19 protein-coding genes are annotated in these 21,476 nt (G+C 57.6%); 14 read left to right on the top strand and 5 right to left on the bottom strand.

What is annotated here, in order from left to right:
* Positions 1 to 68: 68 nt before the first annotated feature.
* Positions 69 to 401, top strand: a complete 333-nt coding sequence (locus tag MSL71_RS11050; RefSeq protein WP_180140197.1) for a hypothetical protein — start codon at positions 69 to 71, stop codon at positions 399 to 401.
* Positions 402 to 477: 76 nt separating this feature from the next.
* On the top strand, positions 478 to 1,368 hold the full coding sequence (locus MSL71_RS11045; RefSeq protein WP_180140195.1) for a DUF1207 domain-containing protein: 891 nt from the start codon (positions 478 to 480) through the stop codon (positions 1,366 to 1,368).
* Between the two features lie 213 nt (positions 1,369 to 1,581).
* Here MSL71_RS11045 and MSL71_RS11040 read toward each other — a convergent pair whose 3' ends face one another.
* The 4 genes from MSL71_RS11040 to MSL71_RS11025 form a co-directional block, all read right to left on the bottom strand.
* Complete coding sequence (locus MSL71_RS11040; protein WP_180140193.1) at positions 1,582 to 2,262, bottom strand: spermidine synthase; 681 nt, start codon at positions 2,260 to 2,262, stop codon at positions 1,582 to 1,584.
* A 189-nt stretch (positions 2,263 to 2,451) separates the two neighbouring features.
* Positions 2,452 to 3,444 (bottom strand): alpha-L-glutamate ligase-like protein, encoded by a 993-nt coding sequence (locus MSL71_RS11035; protein WP_180140191.1) that lies wholly within the window; start codon positions 3,442 to 3,444, stop codon positions 2,452 to 2,454.
* Positions 3,445 to 3,446: 2 nt separating this feature from the next.
* Positions 3,447 to 4,961, bottom strand: a complete 1,515-nt coding sequence (locus tag MSL71_RS11030; protein ID WP_180140189.1) for an inactive transglutaminase family protein — start codon at positions 4,959 to 4,961, stop codon at positions 3,447 to 3,449.
* 1 nt (position 4,962) lies between these two features.
* Positions 4,963 to 5,592 (bottom strand): ATP-dependent zinc protease family protein, encoded by a 630-nt coding sequence (locus MSL71_RS11025; RefSeq protein ID WP_180140186.1) that lies wholly within the window; start codon positions 5,590 to 5,592, stop codon positions 4,963 to 4,965.
* A 669-nt stretch (positions 5,593 to 6,261) separates the two neighbouring features.
* Here MSL71_RS11025 and MSL71_RS11020 point away from each other — a divergent pair.
* From MSL71_RS11020 to dctP, 8 genes are all read left to right on the top strand, one after another.
* Complete coding sequence (locus tag MSL71_RS11020) at positions 6,262 to 8,007, top strand: sigma-54 interaction domain-containing protein (RefSeq protein ID WP_180140184.1); 1,746 nt, start codon at positions 6,262 to 6,264, stop codon at positions 8,005 to 8,007.
* A 195-nt stretch (positions 8,008 to 8,202) separates the two neighbouring features.
* On the top strand, positions 8,203 to 9,411 hold the full coding sequence (dpaL, locus tag MSL71_RS11015; protein WP_180140182.1) for a diaminopropionate ammonia-lyase: 1,209 nt from the start codon (positions 8,203 to 8,205) through the stop codon (positions 9,409 to 9,411).
* Positions 9,412 to 9,440: 29 nt separating this feature from the next.
* Positions 9,441 to 10,607: a M24 family metallopeptidase gene (locus MSL71_RS11010; protein ID WP_180140180.1), complete on the top strand. Its 1,167-nt coding sequence runs from the start codon at positions 9,441 to 9,443 to the stop codon at positions 10,605 to 10,607.
* 8 nt (positions 10,608 to 10,615) lie between these two features.
* Positions 10,616 to 11,848 carry a YgeY family selenium metabolism-linked hydrolase gene (locus MSL71_RS11005; RefSeq protein ID WP_246317767.1) on the top strand — a complete coding sequence of 411 codons (1,233 nt, stop codon included), beginning with the start codon at positions 10,616 to 10,618 and terminating at the stop codon, positions 11,846 to 11,848.
* Positions 11,841 to 12,611 (top strand): maleate cis-trans isomerase family protein, encoded by a 771-nt coding sequence (locus MSL71_RS11000; RefSeq protein ID WP_180140179.1) that lies wholly within the window; start codon positions 11,841 to 11,843, stop codon positions 12,609 to 12,611. Before MSL71_RS11005 ends, MSL71_RS11000 begins: the two co-directional genes overlap by 8 nt.
* Before the next feature lie 91 nt (positions 12,612 to 12,702).
* Positions 12,703 to 13,230 carry a TRAP transporter small permease gene (locus MSL71_RS10995; protein WP_180140178.1) on the top strand — a complete coding sequence of 176 codons (528 nt, stop codon included), beginning with the start codon at positions 12,703 to 12,705 and terminating at the stop codon, positions 13,228 to 13,230.
* The gene (locus MSL71_RS10990; RefSeq protein ID WP_180140177.1) at positions 13,224 to 14,498 is read left to right on the top strand and encodes a TRAP transporter large permease; all 1,275 of its coding nucleotides are present in this window, start codon (positions 13,224 to 13,226) and stop codon (positions 14,496 to 14,498) included. The genes MSL71_RS10995 and MSL71_RS10990 overlap by 7 nt, the downstream gene beginning before the upstream one ends.
* 43 nt (positions 14,499 to 14,541) lie before the next feature.
* Positions 14,542 to 15,555 (top strand): TRAP transporter substrate-binding protein DctP, encoded by a 1,014-nt coding sequence (dctP, locus tag MSL71_RS10985; protein WP_180140176.1) that lies wholly within the window; start codon positions 14,542 to 14,544, stop codon positions 15,553 to 15,555.
* A gap of 264 nt (positions 15,556 to 15,819) precedes the next feature.
* Here the strand turns inward: dctP and MSL71_RS10980 are convergent, their stop codons facing one another.
* A complete protein-coding gene (locus tag MSL71_RS10980) occupies positions 15,820 to 16,755 on the bottom strand; it encodes a LysR family transcriptional regulator (RefSeq protein ID WP_180140175.1) in 936 nt (311 codons plus the stop codon).
* Between the two features lie 168 nt (positions 16,756 to 16,923).
* Here MSL71_RS10980 and MSL71_RS10975 point away from each other — a divergent pair, with 168 nt between their 5' ends.
* The 4 genes from MSL71_RS10975 (at position 16,924) to metW (ending at position 21,437) form a co-directional block, all read left to right on the top strand.
* Complete coding sequence (locus MSL71_RS10975) at positions 16,924 to 18,204, top strand: O-acetylhomoserine aminocarboxypropyltransferase/cysteine synthase family protein (RefSeq protein ID WP_180140173.1); 1,281 nt, start codon at positions 16,924 to 16,926, stop codon at positions 18,202 to 18,204.
* Between the two features lie 184 nt (positions 18,205 to 18,388).
* Complete coding sequence (locus MSL71_RS10970) at positions 18,389 to 19,564, top strand: ATP-grasp domain-containing protein (RefSeq protein WP_180140171.1); 1,176 nt, start codon at positions 18,389 to 18,391, stop codon at positions 19,562 to 19,564.
* A 123-nt stretch (positions 19,565 to 19,687) separates the two neighbouring features.
* Positions 19,688 to 20,827 carry a homoserine O-acetyltransferase MetX gene (gene metX, locus MSL71_RS10965; RefSeq protein WP_180140169.1) on the top strand — a complete coding sequence of 380 codons (1,140 nt, stop codon included), beginning with the start codon at positions 19,688 to 19,690 and terminating at the stop codon, positions 20,825 to 20,827.
* A complete protein-coding gene (gene metW / locus MSL71_RS10960) occupies positions 20,817 to 21,437 on the top strand; it encodes a methionine biosynthesis protein MetW (protein WP_218951006.1) in 621 nt (206 codons plus the stop codon). Before metX ends, metW begins: the two co-directional genes overlap by 11 nt.
* Positions 21,438 to 21,476: the final 39 nt, after the last annotated feature.

The following is a 21,476-nucleotide window of genomic DNA, read 5'->3' as shown; positions in this document are numbered from 1 at the left end:
GTGTTCGTCGCTCCTTTATCAGGCATGAAGACATCCAGACGTGAACCGTCAGCTACCCCGGATATTTCATGAGAAAACGGTTCAACCAACGTGGTGAGCAAAGACAAGTACAATCATTCCAACGCAGCAAAAATAAAACCGCAGTTTTTTTTGCCAATTTCCCCAACACCCCGGATAAGTATGCGACTTCATCTGCAGAAGCAAGCCTTTGGTATGTACCAAGCCCGGATATTTCATGGAAAACGACAAAAATTGACAAACAATGCATTATTACAGGATTTTACTCTAAAAATCAGGTATCTAAAAAATGCCAAATGTCATTCATCGTTTCCTGGTCGCTTTTCTCACCCCTCGGGCGAGCCGGGTGCACCCATTTTTACGTTATCAGAGCCATGAGATGAACCACTGCATCCGCGGCCCTGAGACCTTGAATATGGGGGCACTCGACTCATCAAATATCCAGGCAATGAGGTTAAAATGAAAATACTCATGGCGACGATACTCACCGTTCTCTTATGTTTTAAATGGGCCGCGGCCCAAAACGAAGAACGGGCCGATACCACCTTCAGCCTTGGATCCGGCTGGGTGCTGGAGCTGGACCCCAACGACCAGCCCTACCCCGACTACCTGGCCAACCCGCGACGGCCCCAGATGCAGCTGGGCTTATCCGTTGCCGACAGTGAAATTCCGGAAACCTCGTCCGGCCGCATCATGTGTGATCTGGGAACGCGCTACACCCTGTTCAAAGTCACTCCCACGCAGGAAGGCAAAAACGAATTTGCCGTGGACATCGAAGGCTGCCTTTTTACCCAGTTCGATCCTGGCAACGGTCTGGACAATATAGGCTGGGATGGTCGTTTTGGAATCTTTGGCGTATGGGACTGGAGCGATAAGGTGGTGGCACGAATCGGTTCCCGTCACATTTCATCCCATTTAGGTGACGAATATATCGAGGAGACCGGCAGGGAGCGCATCGGGTACACCCGCAATGACCTGGCCTTCGGCATGGGTTGCTACCTGAACCAGGACCTCTTTATTTATGTCGAGCCCAGCTGGGCCTGGGCCATTGGCAATGCGGACCGCCAGAAGCGACTGGCAGCCGAAGGCGGCATTCAGTATCAGGGCCCCCACGACCTGTGGAACAACTCCACGGCCTTTTATGCTGCCGCCCATGTGCGGGCCTTTGACGAGACAAACTGGGAGCCCGGGGTAAGCGTGCAGACCGGCTTTCACATCACCAGGAACCAACACAGCTCAAATTTGCGGATAGGCCTGGATGCCTATACCGGAAGGGCCATTTTAGGCGAGTTCGCCCTGGATTACGATGAATCCTACCTGACACTGGGCATCTTTTTTGATTTTTATTAGATGCCAGACACATATCCGACCATGGGTTTTCATGACCGCTACGCACCTTCGACGATGCACAAGCGCACCCATCGTCCCCCCGCGTCCCCGTATCCCCCGTAGGATGGGCAAAGGCAAGCCGCCACCCCCGCGAATGACAAAAACCTTGGCGCCGTGCCCATCTGGTGTAACGAGGAATCCCCACCCATCGTTACGTCGATCGGTGTAAGAGCCCTACCCCGCCTTCTTCCCCAAAAACACCGCATGGCGATACCCTCCCTTGCCAGGCCGCTCGCAGGTGGCTTTAAAGCCGCCCTTGATCATGCGCTTTAAAAAGGCCTCGTCAAAGGTTTCGCCCCACACGGCAAAGGTGCCCCCGGGCTTCAAGGCCTTGCGGGCGTTGGCAATGGCCCCGGTGCCGTAAAAAGGGTCGTTGGTTTTGTCGGTTTTGGGATGGGGCCCCCGGTAGAGATCGATGATGATTGCATCAAAGGGCTTTTCGCCTGTTCCGCATGCGGTTCCACCAATAAGGGCTGCCACGTCCCCCACGGAGACCGTCACCCGCGGGTCGGAGACAGCACCGTCGGTCAAAGGGGCCAGGGGCCCTCTACACCACTCCACAATGCGGGGGTTGAGTTCGGCCACCACCACCTCGGCTGTTTCGGGAAGGGCGTCTAAAACGGCCCGGAGGGTACAGCCCATGCCCAGGCCGCCGACGAGGACCCGTGGGTCGGCATGGTGTTCGAGGCCCCTGCATCCCATGGTTCCCAGGGCCATCTCAGATCGCTGGGCCATGCTGTTCATGAGCACCTGGGAGCCCAGGGTAATAAGAAAATCCTTTGCTCCGCGCTGGCGCAGCTCCAGGGTTTCGTTGCCGTCGGTGAATCTATCCAGGGTTTTCCAGGGTAAAGCCATGGGGGGCTCCTTAAATAGTAAGTGTACATAGAATGCCGCTGCGCTTTGCCACTGGAGCCCCGCACTCCTGTGCGACACGGGTAACGACGGACGAAAAAGCCGCACCGGAGTGCGGCGCTCCGGTGCGGTCGATTCTTTTCAATTTTGTTGATGGTCGCGGCCAGACGAAAGCCAAGGCCCAAACGTCAGTCAAAAAGAACGATGGAGGCAAGGCACAGAGGGCATGCCCCCTGTCTCCTTGGAAACCGAAAAAGCCTCCATGGAAAACTGCACCCTCTCCGATGCATTTTTTCCTTCTGCCCCCTCCGCGTCCACACGATCCACCCGGGGTTGAAGACCATACCCGTTGGCAATCTGGATGGCAAGGCCGGGCCGGGCGTTCAGTTCCAGGATCATGGGGCCTTTGAGCCGGTCCAGGACAATATCCACCCCGAGGTAGCCCAGCCCGGTGATCTCGTAGCACCGTGCTGCAAGGTCGAGGAAATCGCGCCAATGGGGCACAAACAGGGTGGAGAGTTCTTTTCCCGTGTCCGGGTGGTGGGTCACCTGGCGACTGAACTGCACGGCTTTCAGCGCCTCCCCCGTGCCCACATCAATGCCGACCCCCACGGCGCCCTGGTGGAGGTTGGCCTTTCCATCGGAAGCTGCGGTGGAGAGCCGGGTCATGGCCATCACAGGGAACCCTTTGTAAACGATCACGCGGATGTCCGGCACCCCCTGGTAGGAGAAGCCTTCAAAGGCGTCGGAAAAATCCACCATCTCTTCGATCATGGCCACATCGCTGTGGCCGCCGAGGCTGAAGAGGCCGCTCAGGGTGTTGGAGGCATGGCGCTTGATCTCCCCGATGGTCACCCGATGCCCGTCGGGTTTCAGGTAATCCTGCCCGTGGCGCCCGCTGATGACGAGGATCCCTTTTCCCCCGCTGCCCCGGGACGGCTTGATGACAAAGGGCGGGCAGGTGTCCAGAAAGGATTCGAGCTCACGGACGTTGCCCTGGGTTTTGACCACCCCCAGGAGCCGTGGTGCGGAGATCCCCGCCTCTGCGAGGAGTCTCTTGGTTTTGAGCTTATCATCCACGCTGGGGTAAAGCTGCCGCGGGTTGTTCCGGGCGATGAGCACCACGTTGCGCCGGTTCATGCCCACGACACCCGCTTTTTTTAATTTAAAAGGCGAGGTAAACATGCTCACTCACCCCCAGCCAGCGGCTCAAAGCGCCTCAACTCGGTGAGACGGTAGCCGGAATAACTCCCGATCATGATGATCGCGGCGAGCACCACCAGCAACAGCTCAGGAAAGGAGTAGGTCAGGTGGCCGACGACCCTGTTTTGCATGACAAGATAGACCATGGATGCGGAAAAAAGGCTGCCGCCGCCCTGGATAAAGACATCTTTGGGCCCCTCCTCCTCCCAGAGGACGGACATGCGCTCGATGGTCCATGAGATGATGATCATGGGGAAAAAGGTCACCATCAGCCCCGCCTCGAACCCCATGCGGATGCTGGCGACGCTCACCCCCACATAAATGAGGATGACAAAGACCAGGACCGCGGAAATCCTGGGGACAAGGAGCAGGTTCAGGCTGGAAAGATAAGATCGAAGGATCAGGCCGATACCCACAATGATGACAAAAAGAGAGAGCCCCACCAGCAAATGGACCTGGAGAAAAACCAGGGCGATGAGGATCGGCATAAACGTCCCCGAGGTTTCAATCCCCACAAGGTTTCGGAGGATGACGATGACAAGGGCGCCGATGGGAATAAGAAGCAAAAGCTTGAAGACGTTCTGCTGGGCAATGGGGAGGCTGTAAATAGAAAAATCGATGAGGACATGGCCGGTGTATTTGCCATGCTGCACAGCAGCCTTCTGGGCGGCGATCTCATCGGCGATAACGGAAAACGAGATGTCTCCGCCGCTTCCCCCGATGATCTCAAGGATGGACTCCCCGTTCTGCTGCCATGCCAGGAATGCATCCCTGTTTTCCAGCTCTGCCGTTCGCGGATTAAACAGTTTGAACCCGGAGCCATCTTCTATTTCGATATAGCTTTTCAGCTTCTGTTTGGGCTTTTCCTCGTCAAGGTTGAGCCCTTTCACCATGCGGGCTTTGACCCCGGCTCTGGCCATCAGCCCACAGGCAAGGGGCACAACGCCCCCATAGGTATCGGCGTCGGTAAGGAGCAGTGAAGCGTTGTTGTTCATGGGGTCATTAAAGGCCTTTAAAATCGCTCTGGCCACTGCTTCACCGGAGGTGTTTTCACTTTGAGCGGCAAAGACGATACCGTCGGCGGCCAGCTCATGGGGCTCTTTGAAAACAGGTGCCCCAGGGTATGTAACCTTCCCGCGGGGCGTTGCCTCACCGCCGCTGCGACGGTAGGTGGTGGATCTCAAAAACATTTTCTGGGGCCCATGCCTGTCTTCCGCTTTCCAGACAGTCCTGCCCCCTTTTTTCGAAACCACATACCCGGGGGTGACGGATTTTTTCTCCAGCACAGCCATGGTGTCGCTTCGATCGGGCCTGTTCACCGAGACCTCCACCGGGCCACCGTCGGCCACAAAGGAGATCGTTGCCTCAACGGTCCAGGCCCTCTGTTTTTCACCCGGTAAAAAAGGAAACCCCAGTTTGACATGTTTGTATACGGCTGCCCCCACACCCACAACAATCAGCACAACAACAATGGCGATGATCTGAATCCGCTCTTTCATTTTAATTCTCACTCATGGGGCTGGTTACATTCTTGCGGTTCACATCAACGACAAACTCACCCTGAAGATAATTTCGGCCGATGAGAACCTGGTACGAAAAGTCCGATCGATCGGTCAGGGAAAATTCATGCTCAAAAGCAACTCCGCCCATCATGGTCTTAATCATCACCACGGGGCGTCTGAGGGACTCACCCGCATGACTGATGATGTTGACGCGCCGCAACACGGGGCACTGCAGGGATACTTTCTCACCGCTGCGCCTGTCGGCCACCATAAAGCGCACCCATTTTTTTCCGTCACGCTCAAAGGGTTCGATCTCCGTGGCATCAATGGAAGAGGTGGTGGCCCCGGTGTCGATGCGTGCCGGCATGGTCACCCCGGACGGGACCAGGGTCACCGGCTCCACTTCTCCGATGATGCGAAGGCCGGAAAGGAGGTCAACGGCTGGGGCCTCCTGCGGTGTCAGAACAGGCGTCTTCGGTACCGACTTCTTGACCACAGACCTCTTGACCGGGGGCTCGTCAACTGATTTTTCAGGTGGATTCACTTCGGGAGAGACATCCGGTTCAGCCTCAGGTTCGGGCTCAGGGCTGACAACGGGCTCGATCACGGGCTTTATCACAGGTGCCACGGGCGGGCTGACCGTTGTGCATGAATAAAAAAATACCGGCATGAACAGAATGAAAAACACGCTTCGCCACGACAAGGGCATTTGATCCATTTTAATCCTCATAACCTTGGTACAACCAGTTCCTGTACAGATGCCCCCCACAATGATCCATCCGAAACGACGTAACCTTTCAAGGAACGATAATACACTGTTGTTCAGAGCCCACCACACCGAGGCCTCACGTCTAATTAAGCGGCTACACACCGAAATCAGCACTGACCTAAATGCCCCCGGCGGTCATTATTGTCAAGGAACAATTGGCAAATCCCCCCCACGCAACCGCGTCTGCAGTGGAATAGCAACCCTTCCCACGCCCGCATGGGGGATAAAAAAAACACGCGGCGCGCCCCATGGAACACCCGGTGCTCATTTCCCGGTGCACCTGCACCAAAAACCATCACAAACCCGCCTTTTCTCAACCCCTGGATCACTCTCAACAATACTTCCCCATTTACCGCTTAAAAAAACCATAGCATGTAAAAGTTACCAATGTTCCCTCTTGACACCAACTCTATATTATCATGATTCTAAACGGCTTTCCGGTGGGGCCCTATTCCCCGGATCGCATACAAATGGTGTAAAGGCACAAGGGACCAAGGCACGTTGATAGACAAACAAGGAACCCGCGGTATGCTTTTAAAACTGCAGAAACAGATACAGTATTACGCCGAAACCATCTCAACGGTGACGGGGCTTGACGTGGATGTTGTGGACACCGACCTGATTCGCATTGCAGGAACGGGAAGGTGCGCCAAAGGAATCGGCGAGAGCATCAAAAACGCGGGCAACCTGCTCAAAACAACCCTTAAAGGGAGCAAGCCCCTTTTTATCGTCAACCCCAGAGAGAGCGAAATCTGCAAAGGCTGCCAGACCAAAGCCGACTGCCATGAACTCCTGTCTGTGTGTGCCCCCATTTCCGACGGCAAGACCACCTTCGGAGCCATCGACCTCATCTGTTTTTCCCAGGAAGCCCGGGAGCGGGTCCTGAGCCAGCGGGCCATCTATTTAAATTTTCTTTCCCTTCTTGCCATCAGCATCGCGGCCCGCGTCAATGAGCGCCAAGAGTTTGAAGACATCAGCGACCTGCTGGACATCATGAGCCAGGTGGTCAACACCAACAACAAGGGTACCCTGATCTACGATGCCAAGGGGGCCATCGTCTACCATAACGAACGGGCAAAGGAAATCCTGCACAAAACCCTGCCTTCGCAATTTGAGAATTTCACAATCACCCCGACGGGGTGCACCTTCTCCGACCTGAACGAATACACCGTGGAACAGGAAAACAGGCAACAGCTCATCGTGGGCAAGTACGTGGAGCCCAAGTCCGCCGCCAGCCGGTTTTCCAAGGTCTTTGTCTTCGACACCATCCAGTCGGTCATATCCCACAGCCCCCAGGGATCCGCCCCCAGCTTCGACAGCAGCCTGGACAACATCATCGGTCAATCCCCGCTCCTGCTCCAGCTGAAGGAACAGATCACGGCCACGGGCAACACCCGCTCTTCGGTCCTCATCACAGGGGAGAGCGGCACAGGCAAAGAGCTTGTGGCCCGGGCCATCCATGCCATCGGGGACAGGGCAGACGCCCCGTTTATCGCCATCAACTGCGGGGCCATCCCGGACACCCTGCTGGAAAGCGAGCTCTTCGGCTACGTGGGCGGCGCATTTACCGGGGCCTTGAGCAAGGGACAGATCGGCAAATTCGAGCTGGCCGAAGGGGGGGTGCTCTTTTTGGACGAAATCGGCTCCATGCCCCTGTACCTCCAGGTCAAGCTCCTTCGCGTGCTCCAGGAGCGGACCATCACCCGCCTCGGAGCCACCCGCCCCGTCTCCGTGGATATCCGAGTCATCGCCGCCTGCAACGACAACCTCCAGGAACTCATGGCCCAGAACATGTTCCGAAGCGACCTCTATTACCGCTTAAACGTCATCCCCCTGCACACGCCCCCGTTGCGCCAGCGCCTCGGAGACCTGGACCTGCTCGTGGAGCACTTTATCAGCAAATACTGCACCCTCTTCGGCAAAAAGCGGTTTACCCTGCCCACCCCCATCGTCCAGAAAATGAGGGACTATGACTGGCCCGGCAACATCCGTGAGCTGGAGAACACCATCGAGTACCTGGTCAACATGGTCTCGAACCAGGGGGAGATCAACCAGTCCACCCTCCACGCCGGTTTTTTGCAAAATGAGAATCTTTCTCCTAAAGCGCCCCCTGAACCCGACACGCAGCAGCCCGTCGTTCCCTTGAAAACCCTTGAGCACCAGGCCATTATGCGTGCCCTGGCCTATTACGGAGACACCACAAAAGGGAAAAAACAGGCGGCCAAGGCCCTGGGGGTCAGCCTGGCGACACTCTACCGAAAAATAGAGAAATAGGCGCTTTGTTCCACAACGATTCGCAAGATGAGAAACTTCTCAGATTGCGAATCATGTCCGGCCCGTCAAAAGGGCACTCAATTTCGTTTAACCGATTGAAAACGCAAAACATCTCCTTCGAAAGCCTGATTTGGCATACTCTCTGCAATACTTCCTTGCCGTTCACAATCAAGCTTACCAAAAAGGAGAAACACGTTGTCGAAAGTCGATATCAAGTTTAACGAGAATCCAAAAGCTCCCGACGCCGGAGCCGATGTCTCCATATTAAGCCGGGAGATCGCAGAGAAGGTGCGCAGGTTCCACAGCACCTTTGACACGTATGCCCCCACCCCCCTTGCACGACTCACCCACCTCGCCGACCACCTTGGTTTAGGGGAAATCCTGGTCAAGGACGAATCCTACCGGTTCAACTTAAACGCATTCAAAGTCCTGGGCGGCACCTACGCCGTGGGCAAGCTCCTCGCCCAGAAGCTGGGCAAAGAGATCGACGAGGTCAGCTGCAACGAGCTGCGCTCCGAAGAGACCCGCAAAGCCGTGGGCGACATCACCTTTGCCTCCACCACCGACGGCAACCACGGAAGAGGGCTTGCGTGGGCCGCCCAGCAGTTCGACCAGAAAGCCATCATCTACATGCCCAAGGGGTCCGACCCCATCCGGCGGGACAACATCCGCGCCCTGGGCGCCGAGTGCACCATCTCCGAGCTCTACTACGACGACTGCGTGCGCATGGCCTGGGACACGGCCCAGAAAAACGGCTGGCTCACTGTCCAGGACACCTCCTGGGAAGGCTACGAAGAGATCCCCACCTCCATCATGCAGGGGTACACCACCCTGGCTCTGGAAGCCCTGGAACAGATGCAGGCCATGGGCGTCAACCGCCCCACCCACGTACTTCTCCAGGCAGGGGTAGGCTGCTTTGCCGGGGCCATGCTGGGCTTTTTCATGTCCGTGTTCGGAAAAGACGCCCCCACCTTCATCATCGTGGAACCCGAGGCAGCCAACTGCTTTTACGTCTCCGCCTGCGAAAACGACGGCAACCCCCACGCTGTCACCGGCTCCCTTGCCACCCTCATGGCGGGACTGGCCTGCGGTGAGCCCAACATCACCAGCTGGGAGATGCTGCGGGACTACCCCCTGGCCTACGCCTCCTGCTCCGACGACATCGCCGCCAAAGGCATGCGCATCCTGGGCGCTCCCATGAAGGGCGACCCCCAGGTCATCTCCGGAGAGTCCGGCGCCGCCACAACAGGGTTCCTGCAGTGGGTGATGCAAGAGGAAGAGGGCCGGGAAGCACGTGAAAAACTGGGCCTTACCAAAGACGCAAAGGTCCTTTGCATCAACACCGAAGGAGATACCTCGCCTGAGACCTACCGCGACGTGGTGTGGTTCGGACGAGACAACTAATCCACCAGAGTGATTTTAGGATAGAAACGATGAGCATACTCGAATCTGGATTCACCGCTGAAGAGTTTGAAACGCGTACTGCCCGCATGCAGAAAGTCATGCAGGAGAAAAAGCTGGACGCCGTCTTTCTCACCACCGAGGCCAACGTCCGCTACTTCACCGGTTTTTACACCCAATTCTGGGAGAGCCCCACCCGGCCCTGGTTTCTGGTCATTCCCCTTACGGGAAAACCCGTTGCCGTGATCCCCGGCATCGGCGAAAGCGGCATGCGCAGCACCTGGCTGGACCACGTCCTGACCTGGTCCTCACCCAACCCCGAAGACGACGGCATCTCCCTGGTGGCAGGCGTCGTCAACTCCCTGCCCACACGTTTCGGCCGCATCGGCGCCACCCTTGGCCAGGAGTCTTACCTTCGCATGCCCACGGCGGATTACCTGAAGCTGGCCTCCCTTATCAGCGGAAAAGAGTTTGTGGACATCGCCTATGAGATGCACCACCTGCGCGCCATCAAGTCCCCGGCGGAGATATCCAAGATCAGAAAGGCCTGCGAGATCGCCGGTCACGGGTTCGACATGCTCCCCACCCACGCAAAAATCGGCCAGACCGAGCAGGAGATCTGCCGCCAGATGCGAATCAACATGCTCAACCACGGCGCCGAATTCGTTAAATACCTCATCTCCGGATCCGGCCCCGACGGCTATGACAGCATCATCATGGGCCCCACCCCCCGCCGCATTGAAGAGGGCGACGTGCTGATTATCGACGTGGGGGCGGTGCACGACGGGTATTTCTCGGACTTTGACCGCAACTTTGCTTTCGGCCATTGCAGCGACGAGACCCAGCGCGCCTACGACTGCGTGTATGAAGCAACGGAAGCCGGCCTGAAGGTGGCCCGACCCGGTGCCACCACCACGGACATCTACAACGCCATGTGGAGCGTCATGGAAGAGGGCGGCGCCCTGGGCAGCGGCGTGGGACGCCTCGGCCACGGCCTCGGCAGCCAGCTCACGGAGTGGCCCTCCAACACGGCCACGGACAACACCACGCTGGAGGCGGGCATGGTCATCACCCTTGAACCCGGCATGGTCTATGCCCCCGGCAAGGAGATGGTACACGAAGAGAACATTGTGATCACGGAAGATGGCCCCGAACTGCTCTCCCCCAGGGCCGCCGAACACATGGTGATTATAAAATAGGAATCGTGATGTCTGATATGTATGAAAAAATCGTGTCCCGCACCGAGGATTATGCCCGGGACATCTGTGAGTTTGCCTGTGAACTCATCAAAACCGAAAGCCTCTCCGGCAACGAGAAAGGGGTTGCCGCCCTCGTTGCGGGCAAGATGCGGGAGCTGGGATTTGATGACGTCACCGTGGACCCCATGGGCAACGTCCGCGGCTCCGTGGGAACCGGCAAGACCCTCATCGCCGCCGACGGGCACATGGACACCGTGGGTGCGGGCAACCGGGAGCAATGGACGCGTCCGCCCTTTTCCGGTGACCAGGACGACACCTGCCTCTACGGTCGCGGGGCCTCGGACATGAAAGCGGCCATCGCGTCCATGGTCTATGCGGGGAAAGTCCTCCGGGACCTCTCCCTCACCGACCAGTTCACCTACATGGTCTGCGCCACGGTGCAGGAAGAGCCCTGCGAGGGGCTGGCGTGGGAATACCTCATCGAAAACGAGGGGGTGTCCCCCGACGTTGTCATCATCGCAGAGCCCAGCGACGACCGGATCTCCCTTGCCCAGAAGGGCCGCATGGAACTCAAGATCTCCGTGACAGGCAAAAGCGCCCATGCCTCCGCCCCCCACATGGGGGACAACGCCATCTACGCCATGGCAAAGATCGTGTCCGAGCTGGAGGCGTTGAGCACCAACCTCACCATCGAAGACGAGGACCTGGGCAAAGGCACCCTGGTGGTCTCGGAGATGATCTCCGGCGCGCCGTCCCGCTCGTCCGTGGCGGATTACTGCGAACTGACCATCGACCGGCGGCTGACATGGGGGGAGTCTCCCCAGTATGCCCTGGAGCAGGTGCAGCAGCTGCCTTCGGTTCAGGCGGCCCGGGCAACCGTTGAGTTCCACACCTTTGAAGAGCCGTCCTACACGGGGCTTGTCCCCTGCAAAGAGTGCACCTTCCCCGCCTGGAAAATCGAAAAAGACCACGTGGTCACCCGCAGCACGGTCAAGGCCTACGAGGGGCTGTTCAACACGCCGCCCACGCTGACAACATGGCCGTTTTCCACCAACGGGGTCGCCATCATGGGCAAGCACGGCATCCCCGTCATCGGCTACGGCCCGGGTGTGATCGCGGCATGCCACGTGCCCGACGAATACGTGGAAAAAAAGCAGGTGCTGCGTGCCACCATGATGTACGCCGCCATGTGCGCAACCTACGCAACCGAGTGCAATAAGGAGGGCGTATCCCATGCTTAGCCAGTCTGATTACGAAGCAAGCGAACTCTTTCTGGACCATTCCAAGGCTCCCCGGCCGGACAAGGTGCATATCGGGCTGGTGCAGCTTTCAACGGACCATTCCATTGAAAGGGACCTGAACATGCTGGTGGGATCCTCCGCCATGGTCTTCAGCAACCGGGTCTACTACTCAAGCTCCATGACCAAAGAGGCCCTGGCTGAGATTTCCCGGGGCATCACCCAGTCTGCCGAACTCATCGCAACCGGGCTTCCCATGGACGTCATGGCCTTCGGCTGCACCTCGGCCTCCATTGTCATCGGCAATGACAAAATCCGGGAGCTGCTCACCGCAAACAACCCGGGGATCCCCGCAACAAACCCGTGGGCCGGAGCCCTTGCCGCCTTCAAGCACCTGAAGGCCAAGCGGGTCTCCATCTTTTCGCCCTACCCCACGGAGGTGAACTACCCGCTCTATCAGCAGCTTGAAGCAGAAGGCCTTGAAGTGCCCACCATCGGGGCGCTGCGCATCGAAAAAGACACCGACATCACCACGGTCTCCTTTGACTCGATGCTGGAAGGAGCCAGGCGCATCCTGGCCCAGGCACCCACGGACGCCCTGTTTATGTCCTGCACCAATTTGCGCGCATTAGAGCACATTGAAGAGATTGAGGCTGAAATTGGAGTTCCCGTTGTCACAAGCACCCAGGCCATGTTCTGGCATGCCATGACCCTTGCGGGGAAACAGCCCGAAATAAAAGGATTCGGACAGTTGCTGGCAGGTTAAAGCAATGAGGCTTTGACTGCCGTACAACCTGTTTTTGGTAAAGATACCATGTGTAACGTACCCGAGGGGAATGGGGTAAAGAGGAGAATGCATGAAACTTTTTTGGAAACTTGATGACCTCATTGCACTGATTACGGAGTGGGTCCTGGCCAGCGGCGTTTTGTTCATGGCCGGCCTCCTGATTTGCAATGTCGTCTCCCGCAAGCTGTTTATGAAAAGCATGGCGTCGGCCGATGAACTCGGCGGGTCGCTGCTTATTCTCGTGACATTCAGCGGCATAGGCTATGCCGCCCGCAAGGGACGCCACATCCGCATGACGGCGATTTTCGACACGCTGTCCCCCAAGATAAAAAAAGCACTGATGATCTTCATCTCGTTTGTGACCATGGCGACGTACATCTACGTCTGCTCCATCGCTCTCGACTACATTGAATACACCAAGATGCTGGGCAAGGTGACCTCCGCCCTTGAAATGCCGGACTGGATTCGCGCTGCCGTCGTTCCCGTAGGGTTCGGCCTCGGGGCCATCCAATACCTGATGAACATCATCATCAACATCAAAGAACCCGAGCTCTACGTGGGAACGGAAAAGCCCGAGGGGGAGGACACAGAATGCTGATTCTTTTTGGTTTAATGCTTCTCTTGCTGCTCATGGGGTTCCCCATGATGATGACCATGCTTCTTTCCACCATTGTGTATATCAGCCTGTACACGCCCATGGTTCAGCCCTTCATCATCGTTCAGCAGATGATCCTGGGCGTTCAGGCACCGGTGCTCATGGCCATCCCCATGTTCATCCTCGCCGCCGATATCATGTGCAAGGGGCAGACATCGGAACGCCTGCTCGATTTTGTGGAAAGCCTGGTGGGTCACCTGAGCGGCGGCCTGGCCTCCACCACATCCATCACCTGCGCCCTGTTCGGCGCGGTGTCCGGCTCCACCCAGGCAACGGTTGTGGCCGTGGGGTCTCCGGTTCGGCAAAAACTCCTGGACAGGGGATACAGCGACAGCGAAGCCCTGGCGCTGATCATCAACTCCAGTAACCTGGCCTACCTCATTCCCCCCAGCCTGGGGATGATCGTCTACGGCGTGGCAAGCGGCGCGTCCATCGGCGAATTATTCATCGCAGGCATCGGTCCCGCCGTGGTCATCATCGCCCTTTTTGCTGCGTACAACGTGTTCTACGCAAAGCGCAACAACATCCCCCGCCTGCCCAAGGCATCCGCCGCAGAGCGCCTTGCAGCCACCAAACGCTGCATCCTGCCCTTCGGCTTTCCCGTCATCATCATGGGCGGTATCTACTCGGGTATCTTCAGCCCCACGGAAGCAGCGGCCGCAAGCGTCCTGTACGCGGCCTTTGTGGAGATGATCATCTACAAATCCGTGAAAATGAAAGATCTCTACGAAATCGCCCTTTCCACCGGCGTGCTCACCACCGTCGTGTTCATCCTTGTTGCCGTGGGCCAGTGCTTTTCCTGGGTCATCTCCTACGACCGTATCCCGCAGATGCTGACCCAGGGCCTCCTCGGGGAGTCGGCTTCTGTCTTCCTCATCCTGCTCACCGTCAACATCGTCTTCTTTGTCGGGTGCATGTTTGTTGAAGCCGTGGTTGTCATCCTGATCCTGACCCCCATCTTTGCCCCCATCGCCCATGCCGCAGGCATCAACCTGGTGCACCTGGGTGTCCTGATTACCCTGCAGGTCGCCATCGGCTCCGGCACGCCGCCTTTCGGCACAAGTATCTTCACCTGCTGTGCCATCTTCGACAAACCGTACCTTGAAGTCATTCGAAACGAAGGGCCGTATATCGCCATCCTGCTCTTTGCCTGTTTCCTGATTTCCGCGTTTCCCGAAATTTCATTGTTCCTGGGAGGGTTGATGAAGTAATTCATCAATTTGAAATAATAGATCATTTACTTAGGAGTGAGAGATGAAAAAGTTTTGTACGCTTGGTTTGATGCTGTTGATTGTGTTTGCCGGTGCGCTTCCCGCATCTGCCAAACGAGGAACCTACACCTTTAAGATTACCCACGAAGAGTACGCGGACACCGTACCGGACAAATACGCAAAGGAGTTTGCCCGCCGCGTAACGGAAAAAAGCGACGGCCGGATCAAATTTGAGATTTTCCAGGTGGGCCAGCTGGGCGTCGGCGTGGACCTGGTGGAACACCTGCTCACCGGCTCCACCCAGATGGCCATCGTCAGCCCCGGCAACGTCTCCACCATCGTGCCCGAAGGCCAGATGTTTGCCCTGCACTTCCTGCTGCCCTCCAGCGTGGAAAAAGCCTATGAGTTCCTGGACAAAAGCCAGGTGGTCAAAAAGGACCTCGCCGGTGCCTACGCTGAAAAAAGCCTGCGCCTCATGGACCTGTGGCCCCTGGGCGCAAGCGACTGGCTGAGCGACAAAAAAATCATGGGCCCCGCTGACTTCAAAGGCCTGCCCTTCCGCACCATGGACACCCCGCTCATCATCAAAAACTACGAAGCCTACAACGCCAACCCCACACCGGTCTCCTACACCGACGTGTACAGCGCCCTTCAGCTGAACATGGTGGACGGCGTGGAAAACCCCTTAGGCGCCCTCGTGGACATGAAATGGTACGAAGTTCAGAAGTACCTCATCATGTCCAACCACATCATGTACCTCGAAGGCGTGTTCATGAACGACCGCTTCTTCAAGTCCCTGCCCAAGGACCTGCAGAAGATCCTCACCGAAACCGTCGCCGAGATGCGTGACTACGCCTACGACCTCCAGAAGGAAGCCAACGAAAAAGCAGCCGAGGTCCTGGCCAAGCACACCGAGCGCGTGGACCTGACCCCTGAGCAGCATGAAGCCTTCCGCAAAGCAGCCCTGCCCGTCCGCGACTACTACAAAAAAGCGCTGAGCAAGCGCTGCGCAGCCATGCTGGAAAAACTCGAAAAAGAGCTGGCTGAATTCGAATAACCCCCACTCCGTGTAAACCAGCCGGGGTATGCCATCATACCCCGGCTTCGCCACCCATTCCGCCGGAAACTGCCAAATGAACGAGGCCTCCGGCGGCCCTGCCGGGGGCCAAACTTTTGAAAAGTTTGACAAACAGCTTTTAAAAAAAGATTCCGTTCGAGCTAAATCAAAGGCAAATGTGACTTTCCCTGTGAAACGAAGGGGAAAGCACATTCGAAACCAGCTTTTCTCGCTCCCAGGCTCTGCCTGGGAGTGTCCCACCGCCTACCTCGACACCTCCCGCAGTGCCTCCCTGAAATACGACTGGGCTGTCTTCTCCGTAAAGGTGGGGACCTTGTCCTGGAGCTGAACCAGAGAGATCTTGTTGACGATCTCCCGCTTGCCCGTGCTGACGGGGATGACGGTCCCCTGCCGGAGCTGGTCCCGGACGGCGTTTCGGGTCACCACGCCCAGGCCCATGTCACTTTCGATGGCCGAGCGCACGGCCTGGACGCTGTCCACGGTGAGGACCACCTTGGGTTTCACCGACTGCTTGCCGAAGTGATGGCGAAACCAGCCGTTAAGGGCCTGATGACTGCGCTCGTAAGAGATAAAATCCTGGGAAAGGATGTGGTCCGGGGAGAGGTTCTCTTTGAGGCGGGTGTGGAAATAGACCGCCGAACAGGCCAGGATCACCTCCTCATCGATAACCGGCTCCACATGATAGGTCCCCAGATCCGCCACGTATTTCCTCTGGCTTGCAAAGAGATCCACCATGGCAAAATCGAGTTCCCCGCCTTTGACCATGGCAAGGAGCCTCTCCGAATTGCCCAGGGTCAGGGAAAAGGTCACCTCTCCGTATTGCTTCCGAAATGACGCCATGACCTTCGGAAAAAAGGCCTTGCCGAACTCCACGGGTGCGCCGATGCGCAAAAGCCCGGACGGCTCGTCCTTCCCGTTTTGAAAAAGCGTCAAACCCGCCTGCAACTCCCCCAGAAACGGCTTGAGGATCCCGAAGAGCCTGTCCGCCTCCACCGTGGGCAGGAGCCGTTTGTGCATCCGTGTAAAGAGCCGCACCCTGATCTCCTGCTCCAGCTTTTTCAGGTGCTGGCTCACGGCCGACGGGGTAACGTTGAGCTCCTTTGCCGCTCCCCCGATGCTTTGCCTGCTGTAGATGCAATAAAACACCTTGAGTCGGTTGAAATCGATATCGTTTAGCATAACTTAACCTATAGTTTAATTCGTTTAAGTTTACTTGATTATGCATGTGGGGTAATTTGTCAATTGAAAAACGGCGAACACTTAGGCTAAAACCGATGCGTGCACTTTCCCGCCTCAAAGGGAAACCTACGGCAATAACGATTCACCACGCTTACACGGGATGTTCATATGGATACGACACGCTGGAATATCGAGACAAAGGCAGTTCAGTGCGGATTTACTCCCAAAAACGGAGAGCCCCGCGTCACCCCCATCGTACAGAGCACCACCTACAAGTACGACACGTGCAAAGAGATCGCAGACCTCTTCGACCTCAAGGTCCCGGGGCACATGTACTCACGCATCAGCAACCCCACGGTGGAAGTCCTTGAAAACAAAATGGCGGCCCTGGAAGGCGGCGTGGGGGCCCTGGCTCTCTCTTCGGGCCAGTCCGCGTCCACGGTGTCCATCCTCAATATCTGTGAAGCGGGCGACCACTTCGTGGCCCTGTCCACCCTCTACGGCGGCACCTTCAACCTCTTCAAGCACACCTTGAAGAAAATGGGCATCGACATGACCTTTGTGGACCCCGCCGCCCCAGTAGATGAGATCAAAAAAGCCTTCAAGCCCAACACCAAGCTGCTCTTCGGCGAGTCGTTGTCCAACCCCGGCACCCAGGTCCTGGACTTCGACAAATTCGCCGCCATCGCCAAGGCCATGGGCGTCCCCTTTATCGTGGACAACACCTTCCCCACGCCTTGCCTGTGCCGCCCCCTGGAGCACGGGGCAGACATCGTGATCCACTCCACCACCAAGTACACCGACGGCCACGCCACCAGCGTGGGGGGCATCATCGTGGACGGCGGCTCCTTTGACTGGAACAACGGCAAGTTCCCCGGCCTCACAGAACCCGACGAATCCTACCACGGCCTCAGCTACACCGAGACCTTCGGCAACCAGGCATATATCGTCAAGGCGCGGGTCCAGTGGATCCGGGATTTGGGGTGCTACATGTCCCCCCAGAACGCCTTTCTCACCAACAAGGGCCTGGAGACCCTCCACCTGCGCATGGAACGCCACAGCAGCAACGCCCTGGCCCTGGCCGAGTTCCTGGAAAGCCACCCGTCCGTTGAGTGGGTCAAGTACCCCCTTCTTAAAAGCGACCCCAACCACGACCTCTGCAAAAAGTACATGAAAGCGGGCAGCGGGGTCCTCACCTTCGGTCCCAAAGGGGGCAGAGATGCCGCAGAGCGCCTCATGAACAGCCTTCAGCTGGCCGAGATCGTGGTCCACGTGGCCGATGTCCGCACCGGCGTCCTGCACCCCGCCAGCATGACCCACCGCCAGCTCAGCGACGAAGACCAGATCAAGGCCGGCGTCCTGCCGGAGTTGATCCGTATCACCGTGGGCATTGAGCACATCGACGACATCATCGCCGATTTCTCCCAGGCTTTGGACAGCATGGGTTAAAAGGAATGCCTCCGGCGGCAAGGTGAGCCACCTTGAAAGCAGGTTACCGCCGGGCTTTGCCCCTCGTTCCTCGGGTCAAATCCCAGCGGTATTCCGGCGACCGATGGCTTTCGGGGTTACCGAGGCACCCGCGTGAAACGAACACATAAAACGAAAAGCATCTTTAATTAGTTGGGAACAGTGCATGTTTATCTTTGATCAACCCTACATCTCCGATGTGGCCGAGAACTACCTCATCGAGTCCCAGGCCCCTCTTCTTGAAAATGAATTTGCCCTGACGTGCGTCTCCCCGTCAGCCAATCACATCTCCGATGCCGAGGCCGTCAAAGAGCTGGAGCGGGACAACTTCCGCTGGCTCTACAGCAACAGCGAAAACGCCATCGGCTGGATCGTCGAGACCTTTGGGGCGGACTCGGAGCTGGCCCTGAAGATCGACCTGTTCAAGAACAAATTCAAGTTCCGGGAGAAGACGGCGGCCCTGTTCCCGGACATCGCCTTTTTCAAGCTTGCGGCAGATGAGATCGCGACCTTCACCTTTGAGCGTGTGGGCGCCCCCTTTATCATCAAGCCCATGGTGGGGTTCATCAGCGCCGGGGTCCACAGAGTGAACACCGCCGACGAGTGGGAAACGGTCCGGGCCCGGCTTCTGGAAGAGACAAAGGAGACGGCCAACGCCTTTCCCGAAGAGGTGATCAGCAGCGCCTTTTTCATTGTGGAGTCCGTCATCGAAGGGGACGAGTACGCGGTGGACGCCTACTTTGACGACGACAACAAACCGGTGGTACTCAACATCTTAAAGCACCGGTTCAGCGGCGAGCAGGACATGAGCGACCGCCTCTACGTCACCTCCGCTAAGATCATCTCATCGCGCCTTTCCGCCATCGAGGGCTTTCTCGCGGACCTGGCGGAGCTCGGGGATTTCCGGGGGCTTCCCATCCACACCGAGATCCGCATCGATGAAAACGATTGCATCCGCCCCATTGAAGTGAACCCCCTGCGCTTTGCCGGGTGGTGCTCCACGGACATCGCCTCTTACGCATACGGCATCAACGTCTATGACTATTTTGCCCAGAAGAGAAAACCCGACTGGGACGCGGTGCTCGGCACAGCCGGTGACGACACGTTTGCCATGGCGGTCATCGAACGCCCCACCCCCCTGCGGGACAATCAGGACTTTGATTACCGACAGCTTGCCGAGGGGCTGAGCACCATCCTGTGCCTGCGCAAAATGGATTACCGCACCTTTCCCATGTTTGCCTTTCTCTTTTTCAGTGTCACAAAGGAGACCGAGCACGAGCTCGACGCCATGCTCACCCTGAATCCCGAAGAATTTGTGGTGGACGTAGAGCAGGCGGGATAAAAAAAGCCGCACAGGTGTGCGGCGATCCATGGAACGGCCGTGACAGGGCGGCACGAAAATGAAAAAAACCATCATGGGCGACATGCTGCGATGCGCCCTTACCCATAACCACCGAAGGACGCGATGAAAACCGATCTTTACCCCGACTCCGTGGGCTTTGTGGAAAAACAGTTCTTCACCTTTGGCGATGCGGACGATGCCCTGCCCCTGGAGGCAGGCTCACACATCGGCCCGGTGACCCTGGCCTACGAGACCTACGGAAAACTAAACGATGCCCGGGACAACGCCATTCTCATCACCCACGCCCTCACCGGGGACTCCCATGCGGCGGGGTATTACGACGCTACGGACCGAAAGCCTGGCTGGTGGGAGAGTATGGTGGGACCGGGCAAGGGCATCGACACCACCAAGTACTTTGTCATCTGTTCCAACGTGCTGGGGGGGTGCATGGGCTCCACCGGCCCCTCCTCCGAAAACCCTGAAACAGGCAAAGCCTACGGGCTGGACTTTGAGGTCGTCACCATCGCGGACATGGTAAACGCCCAGAAACGCCTTCTGGATCACCTGGGGATCGAACAGCTCGTCTCGGTCATCGGCGGCTCCGTGGGGGGCATGCAGGTGCTCCAGTGGTGCCATGCCTACCCCCACATGATGCGCTCGGCCGTGGCCCTTGCCACCACCCTGCGACACTCGGCCCTTGCCATCTCCTTTAATGAAGTGGCCCGCCAGGCCATCATGAACGACCCGAACTGGAACAACGGGGCCTACTACGACGGGCCCGGCCCGGATACAGGGCTGTCGCTGGCCCGCATGGTGGGGCACATCACCTACCTCTCGGACGAGGCCATGCGCAAAAAGTTCGGGCGGCGCCTCCAGGACCCGGAGACCCACGCCTCGGCCTTTGAGGCCCCCTTCAAGGTGGAGAGTTACCTCCACTACCAGGGTGCACGGTTCGTGGAGCGTTTCGACGCCAACTCCCTGCTTTACATCACCAAGGCCGCGGACTATTTCGATCTGGAGTCTGCCTTGTCCGCCCCGGTCTCCGGCACCAAGGCCAAATGCCTTGTGGTCTCCTTCAGCTCGGACTGGCTCTACCCGACCTACCAGTCCAAGGCCATCGTCAAGGCCCTTAAAAAACGGGGCAACGACGTCAGCTTCTGCGAGCTGGAGTCCACCGCAGGCCACGATGCCTTTCTCCTGCCCAACGACAGGCTCTCCCGCATGATTCGCGGTTTTTTAAAGGGGGTGTGCCATGACGGATAGCCATGATCCCATTCGATACGACCTTCAAATCATCGCCTCATGGATTCCTTCGGGCTCCAAGGTCCTGGGGCTGGGATGCGGCGAGGGGGACCTGCTCCACTTCCTGAAGCAGCATAAAAATGTCTCGGAGACGGGCATTGAAATCGTGGAGTCCAAGGTATCGGCCTGCATTGAAAAGGGCCTCTCCGTAATCCAGGGGGACATCAGCAACGAACTTGCGGATTACCCGGACGAAAGCTTCGACTGCGTGGTCCTCAGCCAGACCATCCAGCAGACCTTTGACCCGGTCTCCCTCCTTGCCGAGATCATGCGGGTGGGCAAAACCGCGGTGGTGAGCTTTCCCAACTTCAGCCACTGGAAGGTCCGGACGCAGTTTCTCTTCTCGGGCCACGCTCCCAAGACAGAGGTCCTGCCCTATTCCTGGTACGACACGCCCAACATCCGCGTCCTCTCCCTGCGGGATTTCAAACACCTCGGCCAGGAGGCCGGTTTTGAGATCATCAACGAAATGGCCATCAAGACCTATTCGGCGGACCGATACGGAAAGACCATCACCTTCCTGCCCAACCTGCGGGCGACCTACGGGCTGTTTCTGATCACAAAGGCTTAAGACACACAAAAAAACGCCGCACAGACGTGCGGCGTTCCA

The organism is Desulfoluna butyratoxydans, from assembly GCF_900699765.1.
GTDB classification, from domain to species: Bacteria; Desulfobacterota; Desulfobacteria; order Desulfobacterales; family Desulfolunaceae; genus Desulfoluna; species Desulfoluna butyratoxydans.
This window is presented reverse-complemented; position numbering and strand designations above follow the sequence as displayed.

What these genes read in the sequence shown, in the direction of transcription:
- MSL71_RS11050 (WP_180140197.1), top strand. Translation starts at nt 69, where the DNA reads ATGAGAAAACGGTTCAACCAACGTGGTGAGCAAAGACAAGTACAATCA.
- MSL71_RS11045 (WP_180140195.1), top strand. Translation starts at nt 478, where the DNA reads ATGAAAATACTCATGGCGACGATACTCACCGTTCTCTTATGTTTTAAA.
- MSL71_RS11040 (WP_180140193.1), bottom strand. Translation starts at nt 2,262, where the DNA reads ATGGCTTTACCCTGGAAAACCCTGGATAGATTCACCGACGGCAACGAA.
- MSL71_RS11035 (WP_180140191.1), bottom strand. Translation starts at nt 3,444, where the DNA reads ATGTTTACCTCGCCTTTTAAATTAAAAAAAGCGGGTGTCGTGGGCATG.
- MSL71_RS11030 (WP_180140189.1), bottom strand. Translation starts at nt 4,961, where the DNA reads ATGAAAGAGCGGATTCAGATCATCGCCATTGTTGTTGTGCTGATTGTT.
- MSL71_RS11020 (WP_180140184.1), top strand. Translation starts at nt 6,262, where the DNA reads ATGCTTTTAAAACTGCAGAAACAGATACAGTATTACGCCGAAACCATC.
- MSL71_RS11010 (WP_180140180.1), top strand. Translation starts at nt 9,441, where the DNA reads ATGAGCATACTCGAATCTGGATTCACCGCTGAAGAGTTTGAAACGCGT.
- MSL71_RS11005 (WP_246317767.1), top strand. Translation starts at nt 10,616, where the DNA reads ATGTCTGATATGTATGAAAAAATCGTGTCCCGCACCGAGGATTATGCC.
- MSL71_RS11000 (WP_180140179.1), top strand. Translation starts at nt 11,841, where the DNA reads ATGCTTAGCCAGTCTGATTACGAAGCAAGCGAACTCTTTCTGGACCAT.
- MSL71_RS10995 (WP_180140178.1), top strand. Translation starts at nt 12,703, where the DNA reads ATGAAACTTTTTTGGAAACTTGATGACCTCATTGCACTGATTACGGAG.
- MSL71_RS10990 (WP_180140177.1), top strand. Translation starts at nt 13,224, where the DNA reads ATGCTGATTCTTTTTGGTTTAATGCTTCTCTTGCTGCTCATGGGGTTC.
- dctP (WP_180140176.1), top strand. Translation starts at nt 14,542, where the DNA reads ATGAAAAAGTTTTGTACGCTTGGTTTGATGCTGTTGATTGTGTTTGCC.
- MSL71_RS10980 (WP_180140175.1), bottom strand. Translation starts at nt 16,755, where the DNA reads ATGCTAAACGATATCGATTTCAACCGACTCAAGGTGTTTTATTGCATC.
- MSL71_RS10975 (WP_180140173.1), top strand. Translation starts at nt 16,924, where the DNA reads ATGGATACGACACGCTGGAATATCGAGACAAAGGCAGTTCAGTGCGGA.
- MSL71_RS10970 (WP_180140171.1), top strand. Translation starts at nt 18,389, where the DNA reads ATGTTTATCTTTGATCAACCCTACATCTCCGATGTGGCCGAGAACTAC.
- metX (WP_180140169.1), top strand. Translation starts at nt 19,688, where the DNA reads ATGAAAACCGATCTTTACCCCGACTCCGTGGGCTTTGTGGAAAAACAG.
- metW (WP_218951006.1), top strand. Translation starts at nt 20,817, where the DNA reads ATGACGGATAGCCATGATCCCATTCGATACGACCTTCAAATCATCGCC.